At 65.3% G+C, this 13,427-nt stretch carries 11 protein-coding genes; 6 read left to right on the plus strand and 5 right to left on the minus strand.

Features of this window, described 5'->3' with window-relative positions; all coding sequences use genetic code 11:
• Window positions 1-3 precede the first annotated feature (3 nt).
• Together flaF and BLS34_RS19200 are read right to left on the minus strand one after the other, a co-directional pair.
• Complete coding sequence (gene flaF, locus BLS34_RS19195) at window positions 4-447, minus strand: flagellar biosynthesis regulator FlaF (protein WP_038015221.1); 444 nt, start codon at window positions 445-447, stop codon at window positions 4-6.
• 17 nt (window positions 448-464) lie between these two features.
• Window positions 465-902 (minus strand): flagellar biosynthesis repressor FlbT, encoded by a 438-nt coding sequence (locus tag BLS34_RS19200; protein ID WP_051244907.1) that lies wholly within the window; start codon window positions 900-902, stop codon window positions 465-467.
• Between the two features lie 175 nt (window positions 903-1,077).
• On the opposite strand from BLS34_RS19200, the gene BLS34_RS19205 reads away from it, so the two are divergent.
• The gene (locus BLS34_RS19205; protein WP_175474303.1) at window positions 1,078-2,841 is read left to right on the plus strand and encodes a tetratricopeptide repeat protein; all 1,764 of its coding nucleotides are present in this window, start codon (window positions 1,078-1,080) and stop codon (window positions 2,839-2,841) included.
• Between the two features lie 50 nt (window positions 2,842-2,891).
• Here BLS34_RS19205 and BLS34_RS19210 read toward each other — a convergent pair whose 3' ends face one another.
• Window positions 2,892-3,722, minus strand: coding sequence for a flagellin (locus BLS34_RS19210; RefSeq protein WP_028795022.1), 831 nt, complete (start codon window positions 3,720-3,722; stop codon window positions 2,892-2,894).
• A gap of 298 nt (window positions 3,723-4,020) precedes the next feature.
• Window positions 4,021-4,851, minus strand: coding sequence for a flagellin (locus tag BLS34_RS19215; protein ID WP_028795023.1), 831 nt, complete (start codon window positions 4,849-4,851; stop codon window positions 4,021-4,023).
• 454 nt (window positions 4,852-5,305) lie between these two features.
• On the opposite strand from BLS34_RS19215, the gene BLS34_RS19220 reads away from it, so the two are divergent.
• The 4 genes from BLS34_RS19220 to sciP all read left to right on the plus strand — a co-directional run bounded on the left by BLS34_RS19220 (window position 5,306) and on the right by sciP (window position 9,758).
• Complete coding sequence (locus BLS34_RS19220) at window positions 5,306-7,081, plus strand: flagellar hook-length control protein FliK (RefSeq protein WP_175474304.1); 1,776 nt, start codon at window positions 5,306-5,308, stop codon at window positions 7,079-7,081.
• An 11-nt stretch (window positions 7,082-7,092) separates the two neighbouring features.
• On the plus strand, window positions 7,093-7,761 hold the full coding sequence (locus tag BLS34_RS19225; RefSeq protein ID WP_051244908.1) for a flagellar hook assembly protein FlgD: 669 nt from the start codon (window positions 7,093-7,095) through the stop codon (window positions 7,759-7,761).
• A 114-nt stretch (window positions 7,762-7,875) separates the two neighbouring features.
• Entirely contained in the window at window positions 7,876-9,165 is a 1,290-nt protein-coding gene (locus BLS34_RS19230; protein ID WP_028795025.1) for a flagellar hook protein FlgE, read from the plus strand.
• Window positions 9,166-9,434: 269 nt separating this feature from the next.
• Complete coding sequence (gene sciP, locus BLS34_RS19235; RefSeq protein WP_084618949.1) at window positions 9,435-9,758, plus strand: CtrA inhibitor SciP; 324 nt, start codon at window positions 9,435-9,437, stop codon at window positions 9,756-9,758.
• A gap of 126 nt (window positions 9,759-9,884) precedes the next feature.
• Here the strand turns inward: sciP and BLS34_RS19240 are convergent, their stop codons facing one another.
• Window positions 9,885-11,444, minus strand: coding sequence for a tetratricopeptide repeat protein (locus BLS34_RS19240; protein WP_093152905.1), 1,560 nt, complete (start codon window positions 11,442-11,444; stop codon window positions 9,885-9,887).
• A gap of 289 nt (window positions 11,445-11,733) precedes the next feature.
• Between BLS34_RS19240 and fliF the strand changes: the two genes are divergently transcribed.
• Window positions 11,734-13,419 carry a flagellar basal-body MS-ring/collar protein FliF gene (gene fliF, locus BLS34_RS19245; RefSeq protein WP_028795027.1) on the plus strand — a complete coding sequence of 562 codons (1,686 nt, stop codon included), beginning with the start codon at window positions 11,734-11,736 and terminating at the stop codon, window positions 13,417-13,419.
• The last annotated feature ends 8 nt before the right edge of the window (window positions 13,420-13,427 follow it).

Here is a 13,427-nt window from a genome sequence, read left to right on the forward strand (position 1 = left end):
CGATCAGAATGAGTCGAGGGACGCCGAAATGCCCGGATCCGTCGCCGGTTTCTCGGCCTTGTCGTCCTGTTCGGCGCGACCGGGGTTTAGACCCCGCATGATCGCCTTGTTCACCGAAATGAGCGCTTCGATGTCGCCCTCACCCGACGTCACCAGGCCGGTCTCGCGCGACACCCATATTCCGAGGCTGACGATCGCTGCCCGCAATTCGCGCGGCAACATATTGCCTTCGGTGCCGACATCCTGAACGAACGTGTCCCAGACCTGATTGTTCCAGTTCAGCGCATCCATGACCTCGGCCATCGCCGTGGGCTTGGTGCGCGCGTCGGACATCCGCTGCTGGGCTTTCATGAGGGCAGAGGTAACCTGCCCGAGAAGCCGATACTCTACGTCTCGCGGAGACGCGGTATTCTTGATGGCTCTGTTGTAGGCGTCGTAGCTGGACATTCGGACTTCACCGTCCACTAAGGCGTTTCCAGAGCGATGCTCGGGCGTTCGGTCGTTTCTCCACGGCCAAATGCCAGCACCTGATCTTCATAGCTGATCAATGCTTTACAAGTCTTTAACGCGCGATAGTAGCGGGCGGCATTGGCGTCCTGAACGATGTGCAGCAGCGTCTTGCGCACCTCGTTGAACGTTGTCGCCTCCATGAAATCCTCGATCAATCTCATGAAGGTCGGGTAGTAGTCCTGACGGCCAGTCTCATCCAGATACATCAGCAGAAGCGTGAAATAGATCCGCTTGGCCGGGGTATCGGCCTCATGCTCCTGCATGATGTCCTTGCCCAGCAGGATCGTCGCCTCATTCTGCAACACCAGGGACGCGCCCTTGTTGCCGGCGACCATGACGGCGCCGTTGACGACGAACTTTTCCCCAGGCTTGATGTTGACCTTTAGTGGCATGCCTTAAATGTCGCATTCATTTTCCGACTGTCAAGCTAAGCTGGGAATCGACCAATGAAACGCGCTCGGCATCACAGCCTCCATGCGGATTTTCGCACGTGGCCGGACGATGCCCTGCCCGGCGCCGTGCGGTCGGCGGGCGCCGGCGGCCGACTCCGATTCGCTTTCCACTAGGATGACCGTCGCCGTTACCACCGCCTTGAGCGCCGGTCTGCATGCCCACCGGTTGGGGGACCTGAACAAGGCGATCGCGGTCTACGGCGCGGTCCTGGATCTGGCGCCCGATCATCCGACGGCCCGGCACCTGCGCGGCTTCGCGCTGCTCCAGAGCGGGCGGATTGCCGATGCCCGCCTCGACCTGCAGGCGGCCGTTCGGGCAGCGCCGACCAACGGCAACGCCTGGATGCACCTCTCCGTCTGTCTCGACCGGCTCGGCCAGTCTGCGACACAGACGGCACGCCGGGCGGTCCTCCTGCAGCCGGGTGGCCAGGAAGCCCTCGATGTCCTGGTGCGCCACCGATCCGGCGAGGATCGGGCCCTGCGTTGGCTGCTTGCCCTCGCCCCCGGCGACGCCACGGTCTGGCGCCGGGCGGGTCTTGCAAGAGCCCGTCGGACCCCTGCCTTTGCCGCGACCGATTTTCGACGCGCGCTCTGTCTTGCGCCGGCGGACCCGTGGATTGGGCTGGACCTTGCCGAGGTGGAGCGACGCATACTGAGACCGGAAACGGCTCTCATGCTGGCCGACCGGGCGCTCGTGGTTCTGCCGGCCGACCCGCGCGCCCTCGCCGATCGAGCCGCATCGGCGATCGAACTGGATGCCGTGTCCCCGGCCCTCGCCGACACACACCGCGCGGCCCTGCTGGACCCGGCGCATACGGCGGCCTGGGGCAACCGGGCCGAAACGCTCTACCGGCTGGCGCGGTATGAGGCCGCCGTGACATGCGGGAGCCGGGCCCGTGTGACGGCCCCGACCGATCCGGAGGTACTGGCGAATCTGGCGGCATACCGGCTGGCCGCGGGAGATCTTGCCGGGGGCTGGCCGATCTTCCGGAACAGACCGGCCCGGCGGGGGATACCCGGTCCCGATCTGCCACGCTGGTCCGGCGAGGCCGGGGTCCGTCTGCTGGTCCTCACCGAACAGGGACTGGGCGACGAGCTTCTGTTCTCAACGCTGTGGAGCGACCTCGACCGACAGCTGGCGCAGGGACGTCTCGCGGCGGTGACGGTCGAGGCGGACGAACGGCTGATCCCGCTCGGCGCCCGGGCCCTGCCCCGCCTCGCCTGGCGGCGGCGTCTGCGCCCCAACCCGGCCGACGGGCCTTTCACCCATTGGTGTCTGGCCGGCGATCTCATGGAGCTGCTGCGCCCCGACATCGCAAGCTTCGCGGCGGCGAGACCCGGCCTGGCGCCGGACCCGAACCGGGTGGCGGAATGGCACGGCTGGTTGGATCGGGAGACCCGCGGGCGGCCCGCGATCGGCCTCTGCTGGCGGTCGGGCAGCCGGGCCGGCCATCGTCGCCGTCACTATCCGACCCTCGGCGACTGTGCGGCGCTTCTGAGCCTCACGAACCGGTTCTTTGTTGTTCTTCAATATGATGACTGTCGCTCTGACCTCGAAGGGTTGGCGCTCGGCACCGGCACGGAGATCGTCCTGCCGCCCGATCTCGACCGGCACGACGACCAGGAAGGGGTTGCCGCCTTGATGGCGGCCCTGGATCTGGTGGTCAGCGCCGATACAGCCGTGCTGGCGCTCGCAGGAGCGCTCGGCGTGCCGACGGTCGGCTTCTCCCTGCACCCTGGATGGGTCGCCCTGGGCCAGGGCCGCCAGCCCTGGTTCCCCAGAATAGAACGCGTCTTCCGACCGCCGGACATGCCGTGGCCGGAGGCCATGAGGGAGGCGGCCCGGACGGTGGAGCGGGTACTTTCGGATCGGACATAAAAAAAGGGCCGGACTTTCGTCCGGCCCTGACTTTTGTATCGGCGATCCGATTAACGGAACAGACCCAGCAGGGACTGCGGCCGCTGGTTGGCGATGCCCAGCGTCTGGATCGACAGCTGCTGCTGAACCTGCAGCGACGTCAGAGCCGCGGACTCGCGCGCCAGATCGGCGTCGACAATGTTGCCCAGACCTTCTTCGGTCGCGTCAGAGATCTGCTCCAGGAAGGTGGTCTGCAGATTCAGAGCGCGAACCTCGGCACCCAGCGAGCCCAGCGCGGAGTTGACCACCGATTCCAGGTTGGAGAACTCGTTGGCAAGCACGCCCTGCGCGTTCGTCGCCGAGGTAACGTCACCGGCAGCCAGGGACAGCGTCGTGGTCCGAAGATCCTGAGCCGACAGCGTGAGCGTACCGCCTTCCAGGTTCGACAGGGTGTTGATGTCAACCGAACTACCACCGGTATCCAGCAGGTTGACGCCGTTGAACACCGAGTTGTCGATGAAGTTGGCGGCCTGAGAGAGCAACTGGTTGAAGTCGCTCGTCAGGATTTCACGCTGAGCGGTGGTGATGCCCTCGTTGGACAGCTCGGTCAGCTTCGAGCGGATGTCGGTCAGCAGGTTGGAAACACCGGTCGCACCGGCGACGGCCACCTGGCCGATACCCTTGGCGTTATTCAGACCCTGGGTGACGGCGGACAGCCCCTTCAGCTCGCCGCGGATACCCTGGGCGATGGAGAAGTTGGACGCGTCATCGAGAGCACCGGCAACCTTCAGGCCCGTCGACACGCGATTCTGCGTGGTGTCGAGGTTCCGGTTGACCGAGTTCAGGGTCCGGAGAGCGGCGAAGATGGACGGATTGGTATTAATGGAGTTCTGAACAGCCATTGTGGCCTCCTCGTTCTAAGGACACGGACATTTTGTCCGAAAAGGGGGTCAACGGACCCCAGAGCACCAACACGTTTGCCCCGCGCGCATCATCCAGTCAACCGGATTCTTCGGTCGACGACGACGCCGCAGGGGCCGAGGCCACATCGCGTTGGGCTGAAAAACAGCTAAGAGAATGGATTCTTTTGAAATTCTCGAACTATGACGTCGCTACGCTCTCCTCGATTTTTTTTCGGGGTGGGGGTGGAGCCGGCGGCTCCACCCCACGTGATGTTGTCGCTTTCGCGCTTCGGGTGGCTTACCCGAACAGCCCCAGCAGGGTCTGCGGACGCTGGTTGGCAATGCCGAGCGTCTGGATCGACAGCTGCTGCTGCACCTGCTTGGAGGTCAGTCGGGCCGACTCGCGTGCCAGATCGGCATCGACGATGTTGCCCAGGCCTTCCTCGGTCGCGTCCGAGATCTGCTCCAGGAAGGAGGTCTGCAGCTCAAGAGCCCGAACCTCCGCACCCAGCGAACCCAGGGCCGCATTCACGACCGACTCCAGGTTGGCGTACTCGTTGGCGATGACGCCCTGTGCGTTGGTCGCCGAGCTGACATCGCCAGCCGCCAGAGACAGGGTCGTGGTCCGCAGATCCTGTCCCGTCAGGGTCAGCGTGCCGCCCGTCAGGTTCGACAGTGTGTTCACATCCGGCGAGGCGTTCGTGGTGTCCAGCAGGTTGACGCCGTTGAACACCGCGTTGTCGATGAAGTTCGCCGCCTGAGACAGAAGCTGGTTGAAGTCCGTGGTCAGGATATCACGCTGCTGAGTGGTGATACCTTCGTTCGAGAGCTCGGTCAGCTTCTGACGCACTGTCTGCAGCAGATCTGAAATGCCGGTTGTGCCGGCGATAGCCACCTTTCCGATGCCCTTCGCGTTGTTCAGACCCTGGGTGACCGCTCCGATTGCCTTGAGCTCACCGCGGATGCCCTGGGCGATGGCGAAGTTCGACGCATCGTCAAGAGCACCAGTGACCTTCAAGCCGGTCGACACACGGTTCTGGATGGTGTCGAGGGTCCGGTTGACGGAGTTGAGGTTACGCAGGGCCACGAAGGAGGCCGGGTTCGTATTGATAGAGTTCTGCACAGCCATGGTTCTGTCCTCGTTCTAAGGATGGATTGACCGGCTTTTTGCCGGACCGAAAACGGATCACTCCGTCTCGTGAACCCTTAAATCACATCCCCAACCCTATCGTCAAGCATTTTAGATAAAAAAAAGATGTATTTTATATAATGACAGACCGCCGAATTCGCGAACGGCACCCTGCATGCATCGTGCCGGGACGGAATATCGGGACCTGCCGGCATCCGGTCGGCCGAAACCACGGCCCCTCCCCGCACAGTTTCAGGTCAGGGCGGCAAGGCTTGCCGTCCCTCGCCCCCTGACCCGGCAAGTTCTGCCACCCACCGAGCGCGCCGGATCGCCGCCTCCGGGCGCTCGGGCGGAAAATCCTCGAAATCCGCGGATTTTCTCCACCGAGAGGCCCGATCGAAACTGGCCCGGCCCTTGCACAGCCCTTAGCGACAATGATCAGGCAGGTGGGATCATGGACCTCAACGCGATCGATCCACGGGCATCGTCCCTGGCGGCGGACAGCCGCAAATCCAAGTCGTCGACCGGCGACGCCTTCCAGGGCGTGATGCAGATGATGGCGAAGATTGACGAGAACCGAAGCGAGAACCAGGCGCGGGAGCGCAACGAGCCGACGCGCCCGTCGCAGGCCGACCGGACGGAGCGTGAGCCCCGCGCGGATCGCAAGGAAAAGGCGACGCGTAAGGACGAGGCCACCCAGACCGAGGCCGAGACCGAGAAGGACGCGCCGACGGAAAAGACCACCGCCGCCGACGAACCGGTCGGAGCACCGGCAGTCGTCGACATGCCCCCGCCGGCCCCGGTCCGGACCGCCGGCACGGATCAGGCCGTCGCACCGGGCACGCCAGGCGACGCCGAAGTCGATGTTGTCGCTGAAACGACCGAACAGCCGGCAGAGGCCGCCGCGAAGGCTGCAGAGCCCGCCACGCCGGCAGAGCCAGGAAAACCGCAAGACCCGGCAGCGGTCGCCACAGCAGCGGCGCAGCCGGCATCCGCCCCTCCTCAGTCCGCCGCGGCCCAACCGGCCGCGCAGTCGACGCAGGCTCCGGTGGCACCGCCGACGGATGATGTTGCCGCCCTGGCCCGCCAGGCGATGGGCCAGCGCGACCGGATCGATCCGGCCGCCAGCTCGACCGGCACCCAGAAGACCGGCGACACCCAGACCGCCGGAGACGCCCAGAAGCCCAACACCGCGTCCGGCCGTGCCGACTCCCTGATGGGAGCGAAGGTAACGGTGGAGACGCCGGTTCCGGTGGCGCGGTCGCAGGGCGTGTCGTCCGCGGTCCTCGTCCAGGCTCAGCAGGCGGCGGCCGGCGGTCAGGTCCAGACGTCGAACGCCAATGGCGGGGCCGGGACGCTGCACGTGGGCGGCAACCAGCCCACCTTCGTCGGCGCCGACGGATCCGCGACGAACTCGGCAAACGGCCAGGGCGCCAACGGTAACAATGCCGGCGGCCAGAACGGCGGCGCCAACAACCAGTCTCAGAACCAGGGTCAGGGCGGTCAGCCCAACCCGCAGCAGGTCGGGATCAGCTTCGGCGCGACGATCGGCCAGCGCGGTTTCGGTGGCGACGCCTCGCGGGCCCAGTTCCAGGAAATTCTCGCCACCCGGACCGCGCGGGCCCAGCCCGTGTCTCTTGCCGGCGGCGAGGCCGGACGCCCGACGGGCACCTCCTCCTCATCGACACCCATGACCATGGCCGGGGTTGGCGGACCCCAGAGCACGCATACCTCCGCCTCTCCGGCCGACCGGGCGGCCGCAACCGCTCATGGCCGGCCGGGTGCCAATCTGGGCACCCCGGCCGACCAGGTCGCCATGAAGATGTCCGCCACGGCCAAGGATGGTGGCGGCAAGGTGACGATCCGACTGAGTCCGGAAGAACTGGGCAAGGTCGACATCAAGATGGAGATCTCCAAGGACGGTCTGGTCCGAGCGGTGGTTGCCGTGGACCGACCGGAAACCCTGGAACTGCTCCAGAGGGACGCCAAGGGTCTGGAACGGGTCCTCCAGGACGCCGGGCTGCAGACCGACGGTGAGTCCCTCGAATTCGATCTGCGCGGCGGCAGTGACCATGCCGACGACGCCGATGACGGAGCCGGCGGCAATGGACCGGCTGACGGGGAGCTTGCCTCCCAGAGCATTGATGGCGACGGGGTCGCCGCAGACCAACAGGGCGATGAGGGGTCCGGCGGCATCAAGGCCGACGGCAGCCTCGATCTCGTCGCCTAGGAGGTAAGGACATGGACGTCTCAAGCACGACCGGCACCAGCAGCAGCTCAGCCGCACCAACTTCGATGACCGGACTGGCGGATCAGTACGATCAGTTCCTGACCCTGCTGACCACCCAGCTGCAGAACCAGGATCCGCTGAATCCCATGGACAACAAGGACATGGTGAACCAGCTGGTCAACTTCGCGTCGGTGGAACAGCAGATCAAGCAGAACGACAATCTCGAGTCCCTCATCGGACTGCTGAACTCGAGCGCCGACGCTGCCGCCTTGTCCTATATCGGCAAGGACGTGCAGGTCGAAGGCGACATCACCCATTACGATGGCGAGAACCCGGTCACCTTCGGCTACACGCCGCCGAAGGACACCCAGGAACTCGCCGTCAAGATCTACGACAGTGCGGGCAAGGTGATCCGCGAGTTCGAAGGCAGCACGAGCAGCCAGCGACACACTGTCACCTGGGACGGCACCGATCAGAACGGCGATCCGACCGAGCCCGGCCTCTATTACTTCGCCATCGCTGCCGAGAATTCCGAAGGCGATACGGTTCACGGGACTGTCGATATCACCGGCCGGGTCACCGGAACCGGAACCTCCGACAGCGGCCCGACCCTGATGATCGGCGATGCCGAATACTCACTGGGCGAAGTCATGGCGGTCCGCGGGGCCGGCAACGCCTGACCTGAATATCCGGCCCCAGAAGGCGGCCGATCTCCCTAGCCAGAAGGCGCCAGATCAAGCTTCCCGATGCGGACGGCGGTCCAGACCGCGCGCATCCCATGGAGGATAAGAAAAATGAGCGGTATATACGGCGGCTTGTTCGCTGGCGTGGCGGCCATCAGCGCCCAGTCCACTGCCTTCGCGGCCATTTCAGACAACATCGCGAACGTGAACACGGTCGGCTACAAGGAGACCCGGGTCCGCTTCCAGACCCTGGTGACCGAGTCGGCCAGCGACACCCAGTTCGCACCGGGCGGCGTCATCGCCCGTCCCTTCACCGACCCCGAAAAGCAGGGCCAGATCCAGGGCACCACGTCGGACACCGACCTGGCGCTGATCGGCGAAGGCTTCTTCGTCGTCAACCAGAACGACGGCTCCGACGGCGAGTTCCTGTTCACCCGCGCCGGGTCCTTCAACCAGGACGAGGACGGCAATCTGGTGAACACCGCAGGCTATTATCTGCAGGGCTGGCGCACCGACACCTCCGGCAACATCGTCAATGCCACCACCCAGGACCTGCTCACCAGCCTGGAGACCGTGAACCTGACGGGCTTCAGCGCGATCGCCAATCCGACGACACGGATGAACATTGCTGCCAACCTGCCGGCCGCCTCGGCCACCGGCACCACGGCGACGACCAACCTGACGATCTTCGACTCGCTGGGCACCGACCACCTGCTGACCGTCAACTGGACCAAGTCGGCAGTGGCCAACACCTGGACCTATACGGTCGACCTCACGAACTCCAACGGCAACACCAACCAGGTCGCTGCTGCCCAGACCGTGCTGTTCAACGGCGACGGTACGCTGGAGAGTGTCGACGGCACTGCGGGCGCATCGGGCGCGACCGCCTCCACGACGTTGACGATCCCGGCCAACCTGTTCTCCACTGGTGCGAATGCCTCCACGCCCACGGTCATCTGGGGCACGTTTGACAGCTCCACCGGTCTCGGGCAGTTCGACGATATCTATGAAGCGACTCTGCTGAACCAGGACGGTTCTGGCCCGTCGGACCTGCTGCAGGTCGATATCGATGACGATGGCCTGGTCACCGGACAGTTCCGAAACGGCGAATCGCGTGCGCTGTACCAGTTGGCCCTGGCATCGGTCCCCGCCGCCACCGAGTTGCGTCAGGAGAGCGGCAACGCTTACGCCCTGTCCAACGACTCCGGCGAACTCGTCCTGGGCAGACCCGGCACACAAGGATTGGGCTTCGTCCAATCGGAGGCGCTGGAACGCTCGACGGTCGACATCTCCGCGGAATTCACCGACCTGATCATCACCCAGCGCGCCTACTCGGCCGCCACCCGGGTCATCACGACCGGTGACGAACTGCTCGACGAGATCATCCGCGTTAAGCGGTAATCGGAGCCCCCGCTAACGATACCGCTTTCCTTAGCCCCGGCCTTCTGGCCGGGGCCCTTTTCCCGATGAACCAGTTTCCCGGAAAGCCCGTTTCCCGGAAAGCTCCGCCCCGTACCAGCTTTTTTGTCGTTTCGTCCCCGCCCCGGTCCGCCGGCGGCGGCGCTTTCGCGTGACGGCATACAAATTGCGCCAACCGTCCCTCAGCTTAGCCTTTTGTTAAGCCGACGATGGCATCTTCAGGTCACCGATACCAACACACGTACCGGACCATGACCGCACATTCGACATTTGACTATGCACCCGCCAACTCGGACCTTGCCCAGGATGACCGGGCCACAGAGGTCGTCGGGCCGGACGGGACCCTCCTCAGCCTGGAGGATCTTCCCCCGCGGGACACCCAGCGATGGGTCATGCGACGCAAGGCGGAAGTGGTGGCGGCCGTTCGCGGCCGCATGCTCACCGTGGAGGAAGCCTGTGAACGGTGGAATCTGAGCGAGGAGGAGTTCGCCTCCTGGCAGCGCCTGATCGATCGCCATGGCGTCCGCGGCCTGCGGGCGACCCGCATTCAGCAGTATCGCCGCAAGTCGAGCTGACCGCACTCCGCTCCGCGTCGCCGATGCGGCGCCGAGCGGTGTGAGGCCGCCGTTTATAGAGAAGATCGTACGGTGATGGGATCGCTTCGTGATCGCGTCAGCGTGCGTGAATCATCTCTCTCTCTCTTATTGTTTTCGGGTCAAATCACCCAAGACCTTCGCGATCTCCCGCATCAGCCCGCTCCACGGTTCGCTGGGACGCTTTCCCATGGGCCGGATGGACGGAAACCAGGGATCGCTGCCGTCGATCGGATAACCTTTCGGGATCGGTCGGCCGAAGAACTCGATACCGGGCGTCGACACGCCGCCGGCGATCGTCGCCACCGAGGTATTGGCGCTGACGACGAAATCGAGCGCCCGGGTCAGGGCGGCCGACCCGTCCAGATCATCGAACAGGTCGAGGTCCTCGACCGCATGGACCGTCACGCCGAACCTGTCCTTCACCTGGGCCAGCTCCTCACGCGCGTCGTCGTACTGAAGGTTGACGAACACGATATCCTTCAGCCGGAACAGCGGCGCCAGATCCTCGATCGCCGCATACATGTCGGAGCGCAGGCGGCCGCGCAGGCCGCTGCGCCAGGACAGGCCGACCTTCGGCCCCGGACCGAGCGCCGCCAGGCGGTCGGCGAAGGCCGCGACGCGCCGGGGATCGGTCTTCAGCAACGTGCGGTTTCGGGGGAAATCCGCGCGCGTGCGGCGGACATACTGGGCCAGACTGCCGGTCGGCAGGGTGACGTCGAACACCTCCTCGCCGCGATCGACCGCCAGATGGCGGGCCTCGACGAGCGTCAGGCCGGGAAAACTGCGCGCGAAGAGCGGCATCAGCTTGGCCGAGCATTCCAGGGTGATGTCGCCGCCGCGCGCCGCGATATCCTGGACCATTGTGGCGAAGCGCAGCTCGTCGCCGATGCCCTGCTCGCGGAACAGGAACACGCGCTTGCCCGCAAGCGAGTCGGGCAGCGGGGCGGTCACCGCGATCTGCCGCAGCGAGCCGGCATAGGTGCCCGACAGGAAGCGCCACTCGTGCAGCGGCCAGCCCTCCGACCAGTTGCCCTGCCAGAGCTGGTTCATGCCGTAGTGGAAATTCGCCACCGGATGGGCCGGAACCTCTTTGAGCGCGCGCTTGAAATTGCGATCGGCCGCCCCGTACTCACCGACCCGGGACAGCACGGTGGCATAGTTGATCACCGCGTCGATCGGCCCACCGCTGCGCTTCAGCGCCTCGCGGAAATGCGGCAACGCCTGATAGGGCCGGTCGATCGAGTTGAGGACGCTGCCGAGATTCTGGCGGATGCCGGGGTGGCCGGGTTCAAGCTTCACCGCCTCCTCGTTGGCGCGCACCGCATCGTCCCACAGGTCGAGATCCTGCAGCGCGTTGCCCAGGTTCGACCAGGCCGTCGAGGATTTCGGGTTCACGGCGACCGAGCGGCGCAGCAGTTCCGCCGCCGTCTGGTGCTGGCGCATCGCCCGGGCGACGATCCCCATCCCCATCAGGGCGTCCGGGTGCTCGATATCCTGATCCAGCACCGCGCGAAAGCGCGCCCGGGCGCCGTCGATATCCCCCGCCTCATAGGCGGCGATTCCGGCCTGGACCAGGGCGGCATGCTGCTGCGCCAGTGGATTGCGCGGATCGGCCCAACGCGGCGGCGGCTGCCGTGATCCAGGCGTCTTAGCGCCTCGCGCCATTGCACACTCCCCCGCTAACTGGAGCCAACTGGTTCAGTTGGCACTCAAACGATCGCCTCTAATTACCTGTTAACTTTTACAGAAAACAATGATAGCTTGGGTAGGAAAATTTTGCCCACATAGCCATGGACAATGGTGCCAGGGTTTTGTATAAAATTTTACAGAAATTAACGGCAGCATCACAGCCGCACAACGTCGGAGACGCCGGCCAGGCCGACGGAGACACCGTTCGTGCCAGCGCCCGTTTCGAGGTCCGCCTTCGGGCCCGCTTTGGGGGAAGTGACCGATCATGAATCCGTTTGCCGATCTCGTTCGAAACCTCGGGCCGGTCCGTCTGGCGGCACTCGCCGGAACGGCGCTCGCCGTTGTCGGGTTTTTCATCTTCCTGGTCTCGCGCCTGTCGAGCGGCAGCATGTCGCTGCTCTATTCGGACCTCGATCCGGCCGATAGCGGCGCCATCGTGCGCGAGCTGGAGAGCCGGAGCGTCCCCTACCAGCTCAAGGCCGGCGGCACCCAGGTGTTCGTGCCGTCCGATCAGATGCTGAACCTGCGCGTCAGCCTGGCCGAGCAGGGCATTCCCGGCGGCGGTGGCGTCGGCTACGAGGTCTTCGACGAGAGCCAGGGCCTCGGCACCACCAGCTTCGTCCAGAACGTCAACCTGGTCCGCGCCCTGGAAGGCGAGCTCGGCCGCACCATCGCGTCGATCCGCAACGTCCGCGCCGCCCGCGTCCACCTGGTGCTGCCGCGCCGCGAGCTGTTCTCGCGCCAGCAGCAGGAGCCGAGCGCGTCGGTGGTGCTGCAGACCAACGGCACGCTGCGACCGGGCAAGGAAGAGATCCTGGCGATCCAGCACCTGGTCGCGGCCGCCGTCCCCCAGTTGACGCCGGAGGGCGTGTCGATCCTGGACGACCGCGGCCAGCTTCTGGCCCGCGGCTTCGGCGAGGAAGGCTCCGCCGCCCTGGCGCTGCAGAACGCCGAGGAGATGCGCACCGCCTTCGAGAACCGGCTGCGCCAGCAGATCGAGGAACTGGTCGAACAGACCGTCGGCCTCGGTCGCGTCCGCGCCGAGGTGACGGCGGAGATCGACTACGACCGGCTGACCGAAAGCCGGGAGCGCTATAATCCGGACGAAGTGGTCGCCCGCTCGACCCAGGCGATCGAAGAGACCAGCAACGAGTCCGAGCGCGCCGGCGAGGACACGGTCACGGTCCAGAACAATCTGCCGGAAGCCGACGTCAACAACGGCGGCAACACCAACACCTCGAACCGCCAGCAGAACCGCACCGAGGAGACCACCAACTACGAGATCTCCCGCACCGTCACCGAGCGGGTGAAGGAAGGCGGCGAGGTGCAGCGGCTGTCGGTCGCGGTGCTGGTCGATGGCAACTATACGCGCAACGACGACGGCGACCGGGTCTACGAGCCGCGCAGCCAGGAGCAGCTCGACGCGATCGAGACGCTGGTGAAGTCGGCCATCGGTTTCAACGACGACCGCAACGACGTGGTCGAAGTCGTGAATATGGAGTTCGTGAAGCTCGATCCCGGCGAACTGGACGACGGATCGCTGCTGTTCGGCATCTCCAAGGAGGAGCTGCTGCAGCTCGCCGAGGTGCTGGTGCTGGCGGTGGTCGGTCTGCTGGTCATCCTGCTGGTGGTCCGGCCGGTCCTCACCCGTCTGTTCGAGAGCATGCCGACGACCTTGGCCGGCGGCGCCGGCGGCGCCGGCAGCCTGATGGGCGGCGGCGAGATGGCGCAGCTGGCCGGCCCCGGCGCCACCGCCGACATGGCCGAACTGCTGGAGGGCGAGGAGGATGCCGAGGAAAGCCTGCTCGACCAGATGATCGACATCAATCAGGTGGAGGGCCGCGTGCGTGCCTCGTCCCTGCGCAAGATCGGCGAAATCGTCGACAAGCACCCGGAAGAGGCCGTGGCCATCATCCGGAACTGGATGTACCAGGAAGGGGCCCAGACCTGATCGGCACC

This window comes from Thalassobaculum litoreum DSM 18839, from assembly GCF_900102465.1.
Taxonomy (GTDB): Bacteria; Pseudomonadota; Alphaproteobacteria; order Thalassobaculales; family Thalassobaculaceae; genus Thalassobaculum; species Thalassobaculum litoreum.

Bases quoted from the DNA above. Each gene is read 5' to 3' on its own strand.
- BLS34_RS19210 (WP_028795022.1), bottom strand. From the start codon at position 3,722: ATGGCTGTTCAGAACTCCATTAATACCAATCCGTCCATCTTCGCCGCT.
- sciP (WP_084618949.1), top strand. From the start codon at position 9,435: ATGACCGCACATTCGACATTTGACTATGCACCCGCCAACTCGGACCTT.
- BLS34_RS19240 (WP_093152905.1), bottom strand. From the start codon at position 11,444: ATGGCGCGAGGCGCTAAGACGCCTGGATCACGGCAGCCGCCGCCGCGT.
- BLS34_RS19230 (WP_028795025.1), top strand. From the start codon at position 7,876: ATGAGCGGTATATACGGCGGCTTGTTCGCTGGCGTGGCGGCCATCAGC.
- BLS34_RS19225 (WP_051244908.1), top strand. From the start codon at position 7,093: ATGGACGTCTCAAGCACGACCGGCACCAGCAGCAGCTCAGCCGCACCA.
- fliF (WP_028795027.1), top strand. From the start codon at position 11,734: ATGAATCCGTTTGCCGATCTCGTTCGAAACCTCGGGCCGGTCCGTCTG.
- BLS34_RS19200 (WP_051244907.1), bottom strand. From the start codon at position 902: ATGCCACTAAAGGTCAACATCAAGCCTGGGGAAAAGTTCGTCGTCAAC.
- BLS34_RS19220 (WP_175474304.1), top strand. From the start codon at position 5,306: ATGGACCTCAACGCGATCGATCCACGGGCATCGTCCCTGGCGGCGGAC.
- BLS34_RS19205 (WP_175474303.1), top strand. From the start codon at position 1,078: ATGACCGTCGCCGTTACCACCGCCTTGAGCGCCGGTCTGCATGCCCAC.
- BLS34_RS19215 (WP_028795023.1), bottom strand. From the start codon at position 4,851: ATGGCTGTGCAGAACTCTATCAATACGAACCCGGCCTCCTTCGTGGCC.
- flaF (WP_038015221.1), bottom strand. From the start codon at position 447: ATGTCCAGCTACGACGCCTACAACAGAGCCATCAAGAATACCGCGTCT.